The organism is Microvirga sp. M2, assembly GCF_047497095.1.
GTDB lineage: Bacteria > Pseudomonadota > Alphaproteobacteria > Rhizobiales > Beijerinckiaceae > Microvirga.
On record NZ_CP134063.1, the window covers coordinates 3,032,100 to 3,050,045 of the forward strand.

The following is a 17,946-nucleotide window of genomic DNA, read 5'->3' on the forward strand; positions in this document are numbered from 1 at the left end:
CTGTCCCCAGAATGCCCAGCCCCCCTGCCCGAGCGGAGCCCGCCCAGCTGCGCCTTCGGCCCCCTTCATGTGAAGGAGGCCGAAGCCATCGAATTCGCTGCGCCGATCCCGATCAGATGATCGTGAACTCGGAGGCGGTGAGCGCGACCTTGTTGGTGAACTGGGCGATGAGCACCTGCGCCTGGCTGCCCGAGCCGTCAGGGTCGTAATAGAGCTTGCCCGTGCCCTTGTCGTAGATCAGGTGGTCGTTGCCATCCTTGGCCACCTTGCCGACCACGAACTTGGAGCTGCTCAGACGGCCCGGGCCGCCGAGCTTGGCCATGTACTTGTTGTCGAGCTGGATGCTGTCGAGGGCCTTGTTGTAGTCGGTGATCGTGTCGTAGTTGGCGCTGGCCGGCCGGTCCCGGAACACGAAGGTGTCCTGGCCCGTCCCGCCCGTGAGAACATCCCGCCCAATGCCGCCGTCGAGCGTGTCGTTGCCCGACCCACCGGTCAGCCGGTCGTTGCCGCCCAACCCGAAGAATGCCCCGCTGTTGCCTTGGCTGACGAAGACGTTCGCAGAGGACGTTCCCTGAACCCTGACGACGTCTTCCGCAGCCAGGGTCAGAAGCCTCAGCGCATTGAACTGCTCCAGGGAGAGATCGATCCTGTTGTCAGACGCATCGACCGCATCGACGCCCCTGGCCACAAGAGCCCCCATCTGCGCCGCCGTGAGGGCGGAAAGCGCTGCGCCCGTATCGGCCAACGTCACCGTGTCGCCAGGGGTCAGACCGAGCTCGCCAAGCGCTCCGAGCTGGGCGATGGACAGCTTTAGCCTGTCGTCCGAAGCATCCAGGGCATCGATGCCCTTGGCGGCTAACGCACCGATCTGCGCTGCAGAGAGGGCGGAAAGCGTGCCGCCCGTATCCGCCAAGGTGACGACGTCGCCTGCCGTCAACCCCACGTCGCCGAGCATCCCGAACTGGGCGACGGACAGCTTGAGCCGGTTGTCCGAAGCATCCAGGGCATCGATACCCTTGGCGGCCAAAGCACCGATCTGCGCCGGGGTGAGCGCGGCAAGCGCATCGCCCGTATCGGACACGGTGACCGCATCGCCCGCAGAGAACTTCAGGGAGGCGGTCGAGGCGAGCGCCGCAGCCTGCGCTGCGCTCAAGGTCGCGGCATTGTCGCTCACGTCGATCATGTCGAGGTTCTTGCGACCCAGAGCGATGATGTCGGCAGCCGTGAGGGTCGCCACTTCCGCGGCAGTCCCCTTGAGGATCACCTCGTCCGTCGCGAAAAGGCCGATGTCGGTCGCCGCCAGAGCCTTGGCCTGGGCGATCGTCATTCGCCATTCGTCGTCGAGGACATTGAGTCGGTCGACGCCCTGGACGTCCAGGGCCCTGATCTGGTCCGCCGTCAGTTCGACGAGCCACGCGCTCGTATCGAGCAGAGTGATCGAGTCGTTCTCCGTCAGCCCGATCTGCCTGAAGGCATTCAGTTGCGCCAGGTTCAGAACCAGGATGTCGTTTCCGGCATCCACGGAATCGATTCCCCACTCGGCGATCTGCGCGATCTTGGAAACCGAGAGGCTTCCTAGCTTTGCGCCGGTATCGCGAAGAACGATATTCTCGAAGGCGGACAAATCGAGACCGGCCACCGCCTCGAGCTGCGCCACGGTCAGGAAGAGCGTCTCGTTGTTCGGGTTCGTCACGGTAATATGATCGACGCCCTTGCCGAGAAGCGCATTGATCTGAGCCCCTGTCAGGGTCTGCAGTTCGGCTGCCGTCAGGGCGAGCGTGACGTCGTCGTCGTTCGCCAGCACGATCGGGGTATCCGCCAAGGCTCTCGCCTGATCGATCGTGAGATTCAGGGCGACGTTGACGCCTGACGCATCGATCACGTCGACGCCCTTCGCACCGAGCCTGGTGATCTGGGTCGTCGACAGGTGCACCAGATCGACCGCATCCGCCAGCAGGGTCACATGGTCGCCCGCGGACATCTTCATGCTCTCGGTGGCCGCCAAGGCGACCGCCTGCGCGAAGGACAGGATCATGGCGGCGTTGTTGCCCGTGGCGTCGAGCACGTCGACGCCCTTCTCACCGAGCCTCGTGATCTGGGTGTCCGAAAGGGTCCGCAGATCCGCCACGTCGCCCAGCACGGTGACCTTGTCGCCCGCGGACAGGGTCATCGTTGCCGTGGCGGCCAGGGCAACCGCCTGCGCGACGGACAGGGTCATGTCGGCATTGTCGCCCGTCGCGTCGATCACGTCGACGCCCTTGGCGGCGAGCTGGCCGATCTGAGCGGGCGTCAGCTGCAGGTCGCCGGGCGCACCGGTCACCGTGACCGTATTGCCTTCGCCGAGCGCGATGGCGGTACCGGCCAGAACGGCCGCCGCACCGACCGACAGGCTGAAAGCCGCGTCGGTCGATTCGATCCGGTCGACACCCTTGTCGGCCAGTCTCTGCATCATGGCTGCGTCGAGCAGGAGAAGCGCAGCGGCGTCACCCCGCAGGATCACGGCATCGTCGACCTCCAGACCGACTGGGCCCAAGGCGTTGAACTGTGCCACGCTCAAAATGAGGTCGCCGTCATCCACGACGATCGAATCGATTCCCTTGGCGGCAAAGGCTGCGAACTGATCGGATGTCAGCGCGGCAAAGGCCTCGCCGGAAGCCCGAACCTTCGTGACGTCCGCCGCCGTCAGGGCGATCCCGCCCAGGGCGTTGAACTGCGCCAGGGTAAAGACGATGAGATCATCCCTGGAATCGAAGCTGTCGACGCCCTTCGCGGCGAGCGCAGCGATCTCATCGGCATCGAGGAGCGCGGCGAAATCCGCCGAGAAGCCCTTCACGACGACGTCGTCGTCGCCGGCAGCCCCATCCGTCGTGAAGCTGATGCCCGTGCCGGCCACGGCCTCGGCCTGCTGAACCGACAAGGCGAGATTGTCGTTGAAGGAATCGACCACATCGAGACCCTTGGCGCCGAGCAGGCGCAACTGATCCGGCGTGAGGCCCGCCAGAGCGAGTGCGGTGTCGAACAGCGTCACCACGTCACCTTCCGTGAACATGATCGACGTTCCCGCCAGGGCGGCGGCCGCGTTCGCCGACAGGGCCAGGCTTCCGCCAGTGGCATGGATCTTGTCGAAGCCCTTGACGTTCAAGTCAGCAATCCGCTCCGGCGTGAGAAAATCCTGCAGCACGCCTTCCGAGGCGGTTAGGGTCACCGTATCGTCGCCGCTCAATGCAATCGAAGTCGCGAGCAGGGCCTCGGCCTGCTCTTTCGAGAAGCTGAAGGCGGCCTCCGGCGAGCAGTCGATGATATCGAGACCCTGGGCGCCGAGCGCGGTGATCTGATCCGCTGTGAGGCTTTCCAGATTGAGTTTCGTATCGATCAATTTCACCACATCGTCTGCTGCGAAAACGATGGATGTCTCAACCAGGGCCGCGGCCTGCCCGACGCTCAGGCTCAGCTGGTTGTCGGTGGCATCGATCTTGTCGAAGCCGTTCCTGTTCAACGCAGCGATCTGAGCCGGCGTGAGGGTTTTAAGGTTCGCACCAAGGCCGGTCAGGCTTACCGTATCCTCATTTGCGAACACGATATTGGTGAGGGCCAAGGCCGCAGCCTGATCCAGCGACAGACCGAGACTCCCCTCGTTCACGTCGATTCGGTCGATGCCCTTCGCGCCGAGTTGCCCGATCTGATCCGTCGTCAGGGCTTTTAATGTATCTGCCGTATCCCGCAAAACCATGACATCGGTGGTGCTCCCGACGTTGAGGGAGCCCAGGGCATTCAACTGCGCCAGTGACAAAGCCAGGTCGCCATTATTCGCGAAGAGGATGTCGATACCCTTGGTCCTCAGTCGCCCAATATCATCAATCGTCAAGGCGGCGATCACTTGCCCGGAAGCCTCCAGCCGGTTCATGTCGGTATCCGTCAGACGGATGCCGCCGAGAGCATTGAATCGAGCCAGATCGAAGATGTTGGTACCGGTGGTGGAAGCGAGGAAATCGACGCCTTTGGTCGACAGCTGAGTGAGTACGTTTACCCCGAGGGTCTTGAGCTCGCCCGTGTCGCCGAGGACGCCGACAACATTGTTGTCACTCAATGCCATCACGGTCGAGGCGAGCGCGATGGCCTGCGCAACCGATATGGTCAGACCGACATCGGTGCAGACGATCGCATCGACCCCCTTTTCCGCCAGGCTGACAATCTGCGCAGGCGTGAGAGCTTGCAGTTCCGCGTTGGTACCGCGCACGGATATCGTGTCTGCACCGGTAAATACGATATCGGTTCGAGCCCAAGCAGCAGCCTGTGCGACCGAGAGGCTGAGGGAGCCGACGCCCGCATCCACATCGATCCGATCGACAAGATGCACGTGCATTTGTGTGATTTGAGCAGGGGTAAGGGCGCTCAAGTTGTCCGCAGAATCCTGAATAACGACCTCTTCCGCATCATCATATGGATGAGGGTCAGCACGATACTGAGCGAGGGACCGAACAAGCGTCATAACATTGCTCCTGATGGGATCAGATAACGTAACCCAAAGTCCTTCCCGATGTCAACGTTATTACATATATCATACGCATGGCCCATTGCGGATTCTCACACCTTTGAAGCGAGCCGTTCCGATATCGGCCTCGGCAAAGCTCGCTTCGCCGGACAGCGAGTTCGCTGCATATTCAGAGCTCATGGCTGGGATGCCGCACGGGCTGCGAAGCTGAAGTCGGCCGGCGGCGAGTTCACATTTGCCCTGAATCCGACTTCTCTCGCGCGGCCGATATATTTGCCTAGGAAGCAGAGCCTGCGGCCACCGACAATTCGCTTTGGTTGACGGTTGCCCCGCGTACCCTCTTTGTTCTAGGTTTGGGATATGGAATCATCCGCCGCATTGCATCGGCGGCACAGACATCACATATCCCGGAGCCGGCCGTTCATGGCCGCTTCCCCCATTTTTGAAGGCTAGCTGGGCCATGGCCAAACTCGACGAGCTGTTCAACCGCGCCAAGGCGGGAGATCCCAATGCGCGCGTGATCTCCGTGCGCGGGGCGCGGGAGCACAACCTCAAGAACGTCGACCTGATGGTCCCCCGCGACCAGCTCGTCGTCTTCACGGGCCTGTCCGGTTCGGGCAAGTCGTCGCTCGCCTTCGACACGATCTACGCCGAGGGCCAGAGACGCTACGTCGAGTCCCTCTCGGCCTACGCCCGCCAGTTCCTGGAGATGATGCAGAAGCCGGACGTGGACCAGATCGACGGCCTCTCGCCCGCCATCTCCATCGAGCAGAAGACCACGTCGAAGAACCCGCGCTCGACCGTGGGCACGGTGACCGAGATCTACGACTACATGCGCCTGCTCTGGGCGCGTGTCGGCATTCCCTATTCTCCGGCGACCGGCCTTCCCATCGAGAGCCAGACCGTCAGCCAGATGGTGGACCGGGTCCTGGAGCTTCCGGAGAAGGCGAGGCTCTACCTGCTGGCCCCGGTGGTGCGCGGCCGCAAGGGCGAGTACCGCAAGGAGATCGCCGAGTTCCAGAAGAAGGGCTTCCAGCGCCTGAAGATCGACGGCGAATACTATGCCATCGACGAGGCCCCTGCCCTCGACAAGAAATTCAAGCACGATATCGACGTGGTGGTGGACCGCATCGTGGTCCGCGCCGACATCGCGGCGCGCCTCGCTGATTCCTTCGAGACGGCCCTCGAGCTCACCGACGGGATCGCCGTCGTCGAATATGCGGACGAGAAGGACGACAAGGGCCAGCCCAAGCGCATCGTCTTCTCGTCCAAGTTCGCCTGCCCGGTCTCCGGATTCACGATCCCCGAGATCGAGCCGCGCCTGTTCTCGTTCAACAACCCCTTCGGCGCCTGCCCCACCTGCGGCGGCATCGGCCACGAGATGCGCATCGACCCGGCCCTGGTGGTGGACGAGGCGCTGTCCCTGAAGCGCGGCGCGATCCTGCCCTGGGCGAAGTCGACTTCGCCCTATTACGGCCAGACCCTGGAGGCGATCACCAAGCACTACAAGGCTTCCATGACGAAGCCCTGGGCCGAGCTGTCCGAGAAGGTGCGCGACGCGATCCTCTACGGCTCGGACGGCGATCCCATCTGCATGGCCTATGACGACGGCCTGCGCGCCTATGAGGTGAAAAAGCCCTTCGAGGGCGTGATCCCGAACCTGGAGCGCCGCTACAAGGAAACCGAGAGCGACTGGGCCCGCGAGGAGATCGGCCGCTTCATGAGCGAGACGCCGTGCGAATCCTGCGGCGGCAAGCGCCTGAAGCCCGAGGCCCTGGCGGTGAAGATCGCGGGCTCCGACATCGGCGACGCGACGGCGCTGTCCGTGAAGGACGCCCATGTCTGGTTCGGCGCCCTTCCGAAGAAGCTCAACAAGAAGCAGAACGAGATCGCCGGCCGGATCCTGAAGGAAATCCGCGACCGCCTGACCTTCCTGGTCGATGTGGGCCTGGAATACCTCACGCTCGCGCGCTCGTCCGGCACGCTGTCGGGCGGCGAGAGCCAGCGCATCCGCCTCGCGTCGCAGATCGGCTCGGGCCTGACGGGCGTTCTCTACGTGCTCGACGAGCCCTCGATCGGTCTCCACCAGCGCGACAACGACCGCCTGCTGATGACGCTCAAGCGCCTGCGCGACCTCGGCAACACCGTGATCGTCGTGGAGCACGACGAGGATGCGATCCTCCAGGCCGATTACGTGTTCGACGTCGGCCCGGGCGCGGGCATCCACGGCGGCCGGATCGTCGCCGAGGGCACGCCCGACGAGGTCATGAAGAACCCGAAATCGATCACCGGAAAGTACCTGACGGGCGAGATGTCCGTGAAGGTGCCGGGAGAGCGGCGCAAACGCGATCCGAAGCGCATGCTCAAAGTGGTCGGCGCGAAGGGCAACAACCTCAAGAACGTGACGGCCGAGATCCCGCTCGGCACCTTCACGTGCATCACAGGCGTGTCCGGGGGCGGCAAGTCCACCCTCGTCATCGACACGCTCTACAAGGCGGTGGCGCGCAAGCTCAACGGAGCGCTGGAGCATCCCGCCCCGCACGAGCGCATCGAGGGCCTGGAGCATCTCGACAAGGTCATCGACATCGACCAGTCGCCCATCGGCCGCACGCCGCGGTCGAACCCGGCCACCTACGTCGGCGCCTTCACGCCGATCCGCGAATGGTTCGCGGGCCTCCCCGAAGCGAAGGCGCGCGGCTACCAGGCGGGCCGCTTCTCCTTCAACGTGAAGGGCGGCCGGTGCGAGGCCTGCACCGGCGACGGCGTCATCAAGATCGAGATGCACTTCCTGCCCGACGTCTACGTCACCTGCGACGTGTGCAAGGGCAAGCGCTACGATCGCGAGACGCTGGAGGTGAAGTATCGCGAGAAGTCCATCGCCGACGTGCTCGACATGACGGTGGAGGAAGCCCGCGACCTGTTCAAGGCCGTGCCCTCGATCCGCGAGAAGATGCAGACGCTCGCCCGCGTCGGCCTCGACTACGTGCATGTGGGACAGCAGGCGACGACGCTCTCGGGCGGCGAGGCCCAGCGTGTCAAACTCTCGAAGGAGCTGTCCAAGCGGGCCACCGGCCGCACGCTCTACATCCTCGACGAGCCCACCACGGGCCTTCATTTCCACGATGTCGCCAAGCTCCTGGAGGTGCTGCACGAGCTGGTGGACCAGGGCAATACCGTGGTGGTGATCGAGCATAACCTCGAAGTCATCAAGACCGCCGACTGGGTGATCGACATGGGTCCCGAAGGCGGCAGCGGCGGCGGCCAGATCGTGGCCGAGGGCACACCCGAGGACATCGCCAAGTCCAATGACAGCCATACCGGCCGCTTCCTCAAGGAAGTGCTGGAGCGCAGGCCCTTGAAGAAGGAAGCCCCGGCCAAGGACGCCGGCAAGAAGACCAAGAAGGTGCCCCGGCAGGAAGCGGCGGAATAACCGCTTCCTTGGGCCCTCCGGCCATCGGCCCGATGCCATTGCGCTCGCTGCCGTATGGCCTTTTGGTGGCGATCACAGGAGAGAGAGCCCGCCATGCCCGCCTATATCGCCCTCCTGCGCGCCGTCAATGTCGGCGGGACGGGCAAGCTGCCCATGAGCGACTTGAAGCATCTGTGCGAGAGCGCAGGCTTTCAGGCGGTCCGGACCTTCATCGCGAGCGGCAACGTCGTCTTCGAGAGCGGGACGACGGAGGCCGAGGTCAAGGCGATCCTGGAGGCGAAACTGCGGGCCTATGCGGGCAAGCCCCTGGGCGTGCTCGTTCGAACGGCGGCTCAGATGGCCGATGTGCTGGCCGGGAACCCGTTCCCGGACGCCGCCCCGAACCGGACCGTGGCGATCTTCCTCGACGCGGCGCCGCCTCCCGATGCCTTGGCAAGCGTCACGGGGCAGGACGGAGAGGACATGCGGCTCGGATCGCGGGAGATCTACGTCCATTACGGCGACGGGATGGGGCGATCCAAGCTGCAGATCCCCGCTGCACGAACCGGAACGGCGCGAAATATGAACACGATCGCCAAGCTCGCCGCCATGGCGGCGGAGCGCGCGGAAGTCGCCTAAGCCCGGCCCCGGAGGACTTTCGGAGAAGCGGAGCCGGCTCGCCGTCAAATAGGCGGCGCGGTCCTATGGGGTCGAAGTCACCTTCGGAGCCTCGAGTTCCTCATCGAGCACGGCCTCGTAGGGCGTGGTGTCGATCGTGGCCGGGCCCGCATAGGGATGGCTCAGGGCGAGGATGAAATAGAGCGCAAGCCCCGTATAGGCTCCGTAGACGGAGAGAATGGCGATATGGGTGGGCGACGCGGGAAAGACCAGGAAGAACGCCGCGATGATGCCGAAGCCTACCATGGCCATCCACCAGAACAGGCCGGGCAGGCCGCGATGAAGAAGCGCCAGCCGGGCTTTCCGGTGATCCTGAAGGTTATCCATGTTCATGATCATGCGGTTGCGCAGCGACTGCTCCTGGAGGGTATCGGCCTTCAGGTTGAGAATGCTGACATCGAGATCGCTGTAGGCGCGTCCCGCCTCCTTGCTGCCCTGGGGACGGGCATCGGCCCGCCACTCGTGCTGCAGAACGGCTTCGACATAGGCCGCAAGCCGGCTTCGGAGCTCGATTTTCTCCGGACCGTCCCATTGGTCGAGCTGAAGCGCCACATGCTCGATGGTGGCGATCTCCTTCGAGACCTCCTGCTGCAGGTTCGTGTGGGTCGATTGCGCGTCCGCGAAGACGAGCGCCAGGATGAGGCCGTGGATCGTGCCGATCCGGACGGCGACCGTTTCCGTCACTTCGCGCGCCGATGGCGACAGCTCGTCCCGGATGCGCCTGCCGACGATGGCGAGCGGGAGCGCCGACGCGGCGACGGCGATCAGCATCGCGACGACCGCGCCCAACCAGGACGGCAATAGCAGAATGGCCGTCATGCTTTTGCCTCCCCGACCTCCGCTCTGGCCCCCGCCCGTCCATGCCGCACAGGTCAACATACCGGCATTCGCAACGCCATGGCTTTTCCGGGGAGCCGCCCCGGCCCGGCTCCTTCCGGAGAAGGCGTCCCGCTGCGATCCTGGCCCTACCCCTTTGAGGCTATTGCAGGCTCTCGTCACGGGCAGGATGATGAGTCCTTCCCGGTGGAGGAGACGATGGGCGCTACCGACACGGCCTTTGCCGGCTCGATCCCGGCCCTCTACGAGCAATATCTCGGATCGCTCATCTTCCAGCCCTTTGCGGAGGATCTCGCAGAGCGCCTGCGCGACCTCGCCTCGGGCAGGATTCTGGAAACGGCGGCGGGCACGGGCATCGTGACCCGCGCCTTGGTCGCTGCGCTTCCGCCCCGCGTCGAGATCGTCGCGACCGACCTCAATCAGGCCATGCTCGATCTCGCCCAGACGAAGCTTCAGGCGCCCAACGTGACATGGCGCCAGATGGACGCCCAAGCCCTCCCCTTCGAGGACGGGTCCTTCGATGCCGTGGTGTGTCAGTTCGGCGTGATGTTCTTTCCCGACAAGACGGCCGCCTTCCGGGAGGCCCTGCGTGTCCTCAGGCCCGGCGGGCGCTTTCTGTTCAACGTCTGGGACAGGCTGGATGCGAACATGGTGAGCAAGGTCGTTTCGGATCGGGCCATCGAGATGTTCCCCGACGACCCGCCGCGCTTTTTCGAAAGGATGCCCTTCGGCTATTTCGATGAGGATCGCATCCGGGGAGAACTCCAGAGGGCGGGCTTCGAGACCATCACCATCGAGCCCGTCGAGAAAACGACCCATGCCCCGACGGCCCGGGACGCCGCCGTCGGTCTGACCCAGGGAACCCCGCTTCGCGGGGAACTCGAAGCCCGCGCCCCGGGCCGCCTCGACGAGGTCGCGGAGAGGGCCGCGCAGGCTCTCGCCGATCGATGGGGCGACGGAACCATCGAAAATCGCATGAGGGCGCTCGTCGTGACGGCGCTACGCTGAGGCTCCGGCGAGGATCGAGCGCATCGTGCAGGAGCCGGAGCCTCGAACCAGGAAGCGTCTGTCTGAAGCGTCTGTCTATTGAGCCGCCTTGAGCGGAAATCCCGGCATCACGACGTCCCGGCCGTGATCTTTCGCCCGATAGAGCGCCAGGTCTGCCTCCTGGAGCAGCGCCTCGAGGGTTGCATGGGTGGCTGCCGAGCACCCCACGCTGACGGTCGCCGGAACGTGCGGGCCGGGCGTCGTCTTTCCCGCGCCGGAGAAGTCGGCCCTGATGGCCTCGGCAAGAGCGACGGCCTTCTCCATCTCCATCGGCAGGATCGCGGCGAATTCCTCACCCCCGAGCCGCCCGAAGGTTTGCGGGGGAAGATGTTTGGCCATGACCTGCCCGAAGAGCCGCAAGGCCTTGTCGCCCGCATCGTGGCCGAAGACGTCGTTGATGCGCTTGAAATTATCGAGATCGAAAACGAGGCAGCTGACGGGCTTGCCCTCCCTGGCTCCGATCAGTCGGGCCGCGCTCTGCATGAACCCGCGTCGGTTGGGCATTTCGGTCAGGGGATCGAGCAAGGCAGCCTGCTTGTAGCCCATCTCCACGCTTTCCTTCGCCATGGACAGGAAAATGAAGGCAAGCGTCGGCGTGAAGACCACGAGGAAGAGGGCCATCTCGGACGACCAGCGACGGGCCAGGGCATCGAACCAGGGGATCGACGTCAGCGCGATTCCGGGCCAGGTCCGCATGATGTTGAAGATCGCCAGGAGGATCAGGAGGACCACGGCGATCCGCTGGGAGGCGAGAGGCTGCCTGGCATGCCGCCAGAGTTCCCAGGCGCTGAGCAATGAATAGGTGCCGGTCGTCAGGGCAACCAGGATCAGCCGGTAGTCCTGCCTCTCATAGATGAAAGGGAACGCCAGGATCCACAGCACGACCCCCGCCAGAATCGGCACGGGGAAGCCCCTGCGATCGTTGAAGGACCGGCATCCGGCGTAAAGCGCCACATAGGACATGAGCCCGAGGGCATTGCCCGCCATGAGCGCCGGGTAGGAATTGAGCGGCCGGCCAAGGTTCGCGACGGCAAAGCCGCTTGCGATCAGGCAAAAGGCCGCTCCCCATGGCAGGAGAGCACGGACCTTCTGGTTGAGCGCCCATGAGAAGACGAGCAGCGCGCCGAGAACAAGCGCGAGCAGGACGAAGGCAGCATTGAGGGTGACGGGATCTAAGGTCATCAAAGCAGCGGCAAGGATTCGATTAGACTACGGCAGCAGTAAAGGAGCTCCTGCATGCCCCTCACCCTCGATAATGATTACCGTGCTATGTTCGATTAACCTTCGGATGTCCAGCCCCCGTGCACTGTATCATCGCCGCATGCAGCCAGGGGAGCAGGAACGAAGCATTGGCCGCGGCATTCTTCTTCATATCGCATTCATGGGAGTGCCACATGGGCCGATTTCATCGTTACGGAGTGGAAAGCACGGCAGCGATTGCCGGGCACCCCCTCCATCATATGCTGGTCGTTTTCCCCATCGCCTTCCTTATCGGCGCCCTCGCCACCGACATCGCTTTCGTGAGCACCGCCAACCCGTTCTGGGCCGAAGCCTCCTACTGGCTGCTGATCGCGGGCATCGTCATGGCGCTCGTCGCCGCCCTTCCGGGACTGATCGATTTCGTGACCATCGACCGGGTCAGGACTCTCTGGATTTCCTGGACCCACATGATCGCGAACCTGGTGGTCGTCGCCCTTGCCCTGGTGAATATGGGCGTTCGCCTGGGCGACCCGGCCGCTGGCGTCCAGGGATGGGGCATCTGGCTCTCGGCCGTGCAGACGGTGCTGCTTCTCTTCAGCGGCTGGCTCGGGGGCGAGATGGCTTACCGCTACCGCATCGGCGCGATCGAGGACGACAGCCCGAAAGCCGAACAGTTCCATGTGGAAGTCGACCGGGCCGGCGTCGCGGGAGCTTCCGGCCGCCGTACCGGGACGGGCCGGCTCTGACACCTTGGCCGTTCAGGTTTCCTTTCGGGCCTCCAGCAGCTAGACTGCGGGCCCATGAAACAGGTCGCCCTCATCCTATCGGCAGCTCTGACAGCTTGCGGCAGCTCCGCCATGGCGGCCTCGCCCTGCCCTCCCGGTTTCGCCCAGCTTCAGGATTCCACCACCTGCGTGCGCATCAGCGGCCGTGTGCGGGCCGAGACGATTCTCCGTTCGTCCCGAGGGCGAGTGTCGGACACCATGACGAATCAGACCAGCGGCCGCGTCCAGATGGATGTCAGGAAGCAGACCGAGTACGGCCCGGTGAGGGCCTTCATCAGCGTCGACGGCGTCCGTCGCTGACGCACCGGCTTCCTTGAACGCGACGAACCTCGAGCCGGAACCATCCCGGCGCTCTCCGATTGGCTCCATGCTTGCCGGCCAATGGCTTTTGCCGAGCTTCCCGCAAGCCCCCCCCACACCATTCGAGGAGATCGCCATGCACGCCCGCGAGATGATCAGCACCCATCCGCATGTCAAAGGGAACGCCAACGACGCCCTGATCCGCTGTATCGAAGAATGCTTCGACTGCGCGCAGACCTGTACGTCCTGCGCCGATGCCTGCCTCGGCGAGCCGATGGTCGCCCAGCTCACGCAATGCATCCGCCTGAACATGGATTGCGCCGACATCTGCATGGCGACCGGCGCGGTCGCGACCCGGCGGACCGGCACCAACGAGGACGTCATCCGGCACATGCTCAACGCCTGCATGGCCGCCTGTGGCCTGTGCGGAGAGGAATGCGAGCGCCACGCCAAGCAGCACGAGCATTGCCGGGTCTGCGCCGAGGCCTGCCGCCGCTGCGAACAGGCTTGCCGGCAAGCCCTCGACAGCATGGGCGCCCGCCACTGATCCCGCGCGGCGAGATTGGGGCCTTATGGACATCCATCGATGCGAAGGGGCCGGAAACCGGCCCTTTCGTCATCCGTAGCGAAAGCAGAGGCCTTACTGTGCCGTCGAGCTGCCGCCCTGCTGCTGAGCCGGCATCCGCCGGGACGACGTCGCGTCGTTGTTCCTCTCGGAGGACGCGCTGCCGGTCGACGTGCTGCGGGTCGAGACCGAGCCGGTCGTCGAGGGAGAGCGCGACGTGTTCACGTCCGTGGACGTGCGGGTCGAGCTGCGGCGCTGCTCCACGGAGACGCCGACCGACGGCGCTTCATGGCGGGTCCGGACCGTCGTGCGGCGGGTCACGGAGACGCGTGGCTCGCTCACCTCCTCATAACGACGGACCGTGCGGCGACGCACCTCCACCGGCTCCTCAACCACCCGGTAATGACGCTTCTTGACGGCAACCTTCTTCGTGTTTCTCTTCTTCAGCACCACCTTCTTGGTGGAAGGCTTCTTCTTGATCACCGTATGGCGGACCTCGGTGTCCGGCTCTTCGATGGTGGTGACGCTGCGGTGGCGGCGGACGGAGACGCTCGGCTCCTCGACCGCGCGCACGGTGCGGGAGCGAACCGAAACACCCGTGCGCTCGCGGCGCTCGACACCCACGCCGACGCGTGTGCTGCCATGCTCGCGGGTCGACACGTTGGACCGAACGCTCGTGCTCGCGCCGTCCCGGACGGAGCCGGTGGCCTGCTCCGTTGCGCCCGAATGCTGCCTGTCAGGCACCGTCATCCGGGTGTCGGAGGTCGAGGTCGACGAACTGTTCGAGTTCGTCGTCTGCGCATAGGCCGTGCCGCTCAACAGCAGAAGAGCCGCACCAAGGGCGATTTTCTTCATCTATTCATCTCCGTTTAACTATAAATCGGAGTGAGAACGCGCACCGGAAATGACTGTTCCGCCACCTTGAGTAACGAATGATGTCATTACTCAACGAGTTCTGATGAATATCTGTTCATCTTGCGACCTGCAACGCACCGGCGCCGCTCAGGAAGCATTAACGCTACCAAGTCTTTCCGCGCATTGTGCAGCTTAAATTCAGATTTGCCCCGATAGAGTGGCGCTTGTCAGTGACCCAGCAGGAATGTGCCGCCATGGCCATCTTTCAAGCGTTCAACACCGCCGGTGTCGGTTTCAACATGTCCGGCACCACTCCGTCCGGCTGGTCCTTCGTCAGCGCCAGTCCGTACATCGAAACCGTTACCATCTACGACGACGGCGACCTCGCCATCTTCGACGTGAACGGCAGCTCTCTCGTCGACCGCTACTCGGCCTGGTACTGGAGCAACGGCTACGACGTGATCATCGACGACCTGCTCTATGAGAACAACGGCTTCGCCGTGCTCTCGATCAAGGGCCTCAATCTCCACACGACGGTGGACGACCTGAACAGCTACGACTGGTACGTGGCGCTCAACAGGGGCAACGACACGTTCTATGGCAACGATTATGCGGACGTGATCCGCGGCGGCTACGGCAACGACGTCGTCTATTCCTATGGCGGCGCGGACATCGTCTTCGGCGATGCCGGCAACGACAGGCTCTACGGCCTCGACGGGGACGACGATCTTTACGGCGGCACCGGCCGCGACTCTCTCAATGGCGGCTATGGCAGCGACTATCTCAGCGGCGGCCTCGACAGCGATACCCTGACGGGCGGCCCGGGACGGGACTACTTCGTGTTCGATGCGACGCCCTCGCGCACCAATGTCGACACGATCACGGATTTCAACCCGCGCGACGACACGATCATGCTCGACAACAAGATCTTCACGAGGGTCGGACCCGACGGCTGGCTCTCCGCGGCGGCGTTCCGGGTCGGCCCGGCCGCGGCCGATTCCACCGACCGCATCATCTACAACAAGGGCACGGGCGCCCTTCTCTACGACCCCGACGGCATCGGCAGCATGGCGGCGATCAAGATCGCCCAGTTGAAAGCGGGCCTCGCCATCACGAAGGCCGATTTTTACGTGCTCTAACTTGCGGCGATGTCTGCAAGGATCTCAGCCTCGGCCCGGCCGGGGCTGTTCTTTTGGGAACACCTTCCCGGCCATGGCGTTCCGCTCCCATGCAGGACATCATGCTGACTCTCACCAACGCTCTCGAGCGATGGCAGGGCTTGTGGCCGAGCTGGTTGGTCAACATCGCCTTTCTCGTGGTCGCGGCCTTTCTGCTCTTCTTCCTCCACTCGCTTCTCTTCCACGCGTTGCGACTGGCGCTGAGAGGGCGACTGGCGGAATTCGGGCGCAAGCTGCTGCACAGAATCGGCCCGCCCACCAGGCTCGGACTGCTGGTGATGGGTCTCGGCCTCGTGGTGCAGGTCCTGCCGAGGCGGGGACCGGGCTACGACCTGTTCGAGCGGGTTCTGCTCTTCGGCTTCATCGTCTTCCTGGGCTGGAGCGCGATCACCATCGTCAACACGGCCTCGGAGATCTATCTCCGCCGCGCTTTGAGAGGCTCCGAGGACAGCGTCCTGAGCCGCAAGCTCCTCACCCAGGTGCGTCTGCTGCGCCGGACGATCGTGTTCGGACTGGGCTTTCTCACCTTTTCCGCGATGCTCATGACGATTCCGTCCGTGCGGCAATACGGCGTCAGCCTCTTCGCCTCGGCGGGCGTCGCTGGCCTGGCCGTCGGTCTGGCGGCGCGGCCGGTGCTCTCGAACCTCATCGCGGGCGTCCAGCTCGCCATCGCCCAGCCGATCCGGCTCGGGGACGAGGTGCTGCTCGAAGGCGAGTTCGGCACCGTGGAAGAGATCCAGACCACCTATGTGGTCATTCGCCTCTGGGACTGGCGCCGGATGGTCGTGCCCCTGTCCTATTTCATGGAAAAGCCCTTCCAGAACTGGACCCGCCAATCGAGCTCGATCCTCGGATCGGTCTTCTGGTATGTGGACTACGCGACGCCGATCGATGAGGTCCGCGCCAAGTTCCTGGAACTCCTTGGAGAATCCAATCTTTGGGACCGCCAGGTGGGCGTTCTGCACGTCACCGACGCGAAGGAGACCACCCTCCAGATCCGGGGCCTCATGAGCGCGGGCTCCTCGGGAGCCTCGTCCGACCTGCGCAACGAGGTGCGCGAGAAGCTCGTCGCCTGGCTGCTCGAAACCTACCCTCAGGCGCTTCCCCGCACCAGGACGGAGTTCGTCAGCCCCGGGCAGGAGGCCCTACAGGAGCGCAGGCCCCATTAACGGGGCCTTAAAGCGGTATGCTACTAAAGCATAACTGATCTACATTATTACCACTCCTCTTTTGCGGCGCACAGGCCTATATGCTGCATTGCACACGCAAGAACAAAGGCCGCCGGTCACAGGGGCCGGCTCACTGAAGGAGGTTCCCAATGTTCGTGTCCTACATCCTCGCTAAAGTCCGCGCTTACATGCGTTATCGCGAAACCGTCCGTGAGCTGTCGCTCCTGTCGGACCGCGAGCTCGACGATCTCGGCATTTCCCGCTTCCAGATCGACAGCATCGCCCGCGAGCACGCCACCGCGTAATATATAGCTGCACTGCAGCAATGGATTTACGCCCGCCGCAAGCGGGCGTTTTCTTTTGGGGCAACAGTCTTCCCGTCATGGCCGCGCTTGGCGCGGCCATCCTCGTCTTGAAGGCCTCTCGAAGAGCGGCCCGGCAAGGCGGGAAATTCCTGTCCCGGACATCGGGGCATGCCGCCTACAGCATCGGACTTGACATCGGACCCACATCCGATGCTGTCAGTTGATGCTTTTGAGCATCTTTTCACGCAAAACCGGCATCCACTTTCGCGGAAAAGGCTCTAGCGCCCGCCCGTGACCGGCAGATTGGCGCCCGTGATATAGGACGCCGCACCCGACATCAGGAACAGCACGGCCTCCGCGACCTCCTCGGGCTCCCCGATCCGCTGCATGGGAATGAAGGGCTTCAGGCGCTCCAGACGCCCGAGATCCTGGGTGCTGCGCTCGTGAATATCCGTTTGGGTCATGCCCGGCGAGACCGCGTTCACGCGCACGCCGTCCAGCGCCAGCTCCCGGGCGAGGCCCACCGTGAGGGAATCGATCGCGCCCTTCGAGGCCGCATACCAGACGTATTCGCCGGAGCTCCCGAGCCTGGCGGCGGCCGACGATATGTTGACGATGGAGCCTCCGTGGCCGCCTCTCCCGGTCGAGAGCCGCCGGGCCGCCTCGCGGGCCACGAACAGGGCCCCGGTGACGTTGATGTCGATGCAGCTGCGCAGAACCTCGGCCGAGGCATCCTCCAGGCGGCCGGACTTGCCGGTCACGCCCGCATTGTTCACCACATGCGAGAGGCGCCCCAGGCCCGCCTCGGCCTCGTCGAACATGCGGATGACATCCGCCTCCACGGCCACGTCGCCCTGACAGGCCAAGGCCCTGGCGCCGGAGGCCCGGCAGGCGGCGAGCACCGCCTCGGCGGCCTCGCGCTCGGTCCGATAGGTGATCGCCACATCGTAGCCCCGCGCGGCCGCCATCTGCGCTATCGACGCCCCTATGCCCCGGCTGCCGCCCGTAATAAACACCACCGGTCGCATGGATTGCATGGCGCGAACCTCCTCGAAAACGCCGGCTCACCTTGACCAGCCCCCCCTGCGGGAGTCAACAAGGCCGCAGGCACCGGCCCCGGAAGTGC

14 protein-coding genes are annotated in these 17,946 nt (G+C 64.2%); 9 read left to right on the plus strand and 5 right to left on the minus strand.

What is annotated here, in order from left to right:
• Positions 1 to 112 precede the first annotated feature (112 nt).
• Positions 113 to 4,363, minus strand: coding sequence for a hypothetical protein (locus tag RE429_RS14400; RefSeq protein WP_414471426.1), 4,251 nt, complete (start codon positions 4,361 to 4,363; stop codon positions 113 to 115).
• A 589-nt stretch (positions 4,364 to 4,952) separates the two neighbouring features.
• On the opposite strand from RE429_RS14400, the gene uvrA reads away from it, so the two are divergent.
• Together uvrA and RE429_RS14410 are read left to right on the plus strand one after the other, a co-directional pair.
• Positions 4,953 to 7,922 carry an excinuclease ABC subunit UvrA gene (gene uvrA, locus RE429_RS14405; protein WP_414471427.1) on the plus strand — a complete coding sequence of 990 codons (2,970 nt, stop codon included), beginning with the start codon at positions 4,953 to 4,955 and terminating at the stop codon, positions 7,920 to 7,922.
• A gap of 93 nt (positions 7,923 to 8,015) precedes the next feature.
• Complete coding sequence (locus tag RE429_RS14410) at positions 8,016 to 8,540, plus strand: DUF1697 domain-containing protein (RefSeq protein ID WP_414471428.1); 525 nt, start codon at positions 8,016 to 8,018, stop codon at positions 8,538 to 8,540.
• Positions 8,541 to 8,603: 63 nt separating this feature from the next.
• Here the strand turns inward: RE429_RS14410 and RE429_RS14415 are convergent, their stop codons facing one another.
• Positions 8,604 to 9,398, minus strand: coding sequence for a hypothetical protein (locus RE429_RS14415; protein WP_414471429.1), 795 nt, complete (start codon positions 9,396 to 9,398; stop codon positions 8,604 to 8,606).
• A 216-nt stretch (positions 9,399 to 9,614) separates the two neighbouring features.
• Here RE429_RS14415 and RE429_RS14420 point away from each other — a divergent pair, with 216 nt between their 5' ends.
• Complete coding sequence (locus RE429_RS14420) at positions 9,615 to 10,424, plus strand: class I SAM-dependent methyltransferase (RefSeq protein ID WP_414471430.1); 810 nt, start codon at positions 9,615 to 9,617, stop codon at positions 10,422 to 10,424.
• Between the two features lie 75 nt (positions 10,425 to 10,499).
• On the opposite strand, the gene RE429_RS14425 is transcribed toward RE429_RS14420, so the two are convergent.
• Positions 10,500 to 11,645, minus strand: a complete 1,146-nt coding sequence (locus RE429_RS14425; protein ID WP_414471431.1) for a GGDEF domain-containing protein — start codon at positions 11,643 to 11,645, stop codon at positions 10,500 to 10,502.
• Positions 11,646 to 11,857: 212 nt separating this feature from the next.
• On the opposite strand from RE429_RS14425, the gene RE429_RS14430 reads away from it, so the two are divergent.
• The 3 genes from RE429_RS14430 (at position 11,858) to RE429_RS14440 (ending at position 13,295) form a co-directional block, all read left to right on the plus strand.
• Positions 11,858 to 12,409 carry a DUF2231 domain-containing protein gene (locus RE429_RS14430; protein ID WP_414471432.1) on the plus strand — a complete coding sequence of 184 codons (552 nt, stop codon included), beginning with the start codon at positions 11,858 to 11,860 and terminating at the stop codon, positions 12,407 to 12,409.
• A gap of 54 nt (positions 12,410 to 12,463) precedes the next feature.
• Positions 12,464 to 12,748 carry a porin gene (locus tag RE429_RS14435; protein WP_414471433.1) on the plus strand — a complete coding sequence of 95 codons (285 nt, stop codon included), beginning with the start codon at positions 12,464 to 12,466 and terminating at the stop codon, positions 12,746 to 12,748.
• A gap of 136 nt (positions 12,749 to 12,884) precedes the next feature.
• Complete coding sequence (locus RE429_RS14440; protein WP_414471434.1) at positions 12,885 to 13,295, plus strand: four-helix bundle copper-binding protein; 411 nt, start codon at positions 12,885 to 12,887, stop codon at positions 13,293 to 13,295.
• Between the two features lie 93 nt (positions 13,296 to 13,388).
• On the opposite strand, the gene RE429_RS14445 is transcribed toward RE429_RS14440, so the two are convergent.
• A complete protein-coding gene (locus tag RE429_RS14445) occupies positions 13,389 to 14,168 on the minus strand; it encodes a hypothetical protein (RefSeq protein WP_414471435.1) in 780 nt (259 codons plus the stop codon).
• A gap of 254 nt (positions 14,169 to 14,422) precedes the next feature.
• Here RE429_RS14445 and RE429_RS14450 point away from each other — a divergent pair, with 254 nt between their 5' ends.
• The 3 genes from RE429_RS14450 to RE429_RS14460 all read left to right on the plus strand — a co-directional run bounded on the left by RE429_RS14450 (position 14,423) and on the right by RE429_RS14460 (position 16,820).
• Positions 14,423 to 15,307, plus strand: coding sequence for a calcium-binding protein (locus RE429_RS14450; protein WP_414471436.1), 885 nt, complete (start codon positions 14,423 to 14,425; stop codon positions 15,305 to 15,307).
• 101 nt (positions 15,308 to 15,408) lie between these two features.
• Complete coding sequence (locus RE429_RS14455; RefSeq protein ID WP_414471437.1) at positions 15,409 to 16,515, plus strand: mechanosensitive ion channel family protein; 1,107 nt, start codon at positions 15,409 to 15,411, stop codon at positions 16,513 to 16,515.
• Between the two features lie 149 nt (positions 16,516 to 16,664).
• Entirely contained in the window at positions 16,665 to 16,820 is a 156-nt protein-coding gene (locus tag RE429_RS14460; protein WP_414471438.1) for a DUF1127 domain-containing protein, read from the plus strand.
• Between the two features lie 278 nt (positions 16,821 to 17,098).
• On the opposite strand, the gene RE429_RS14465 is transcribed toward RE429_RS14460, so the two are convergent.
• A complete protein-coding gene (locus RE429_RS14465; RefSeq protein ID WP_414471439.1) occupies positions 17,099 to 17,857 on the minus strand; it encodes an SDR family oxidoreductase in 759 nt (252 codons plus the stop codon).
• Positions 17,858 to 17,946: the final 89 nt, after the last annotated feature.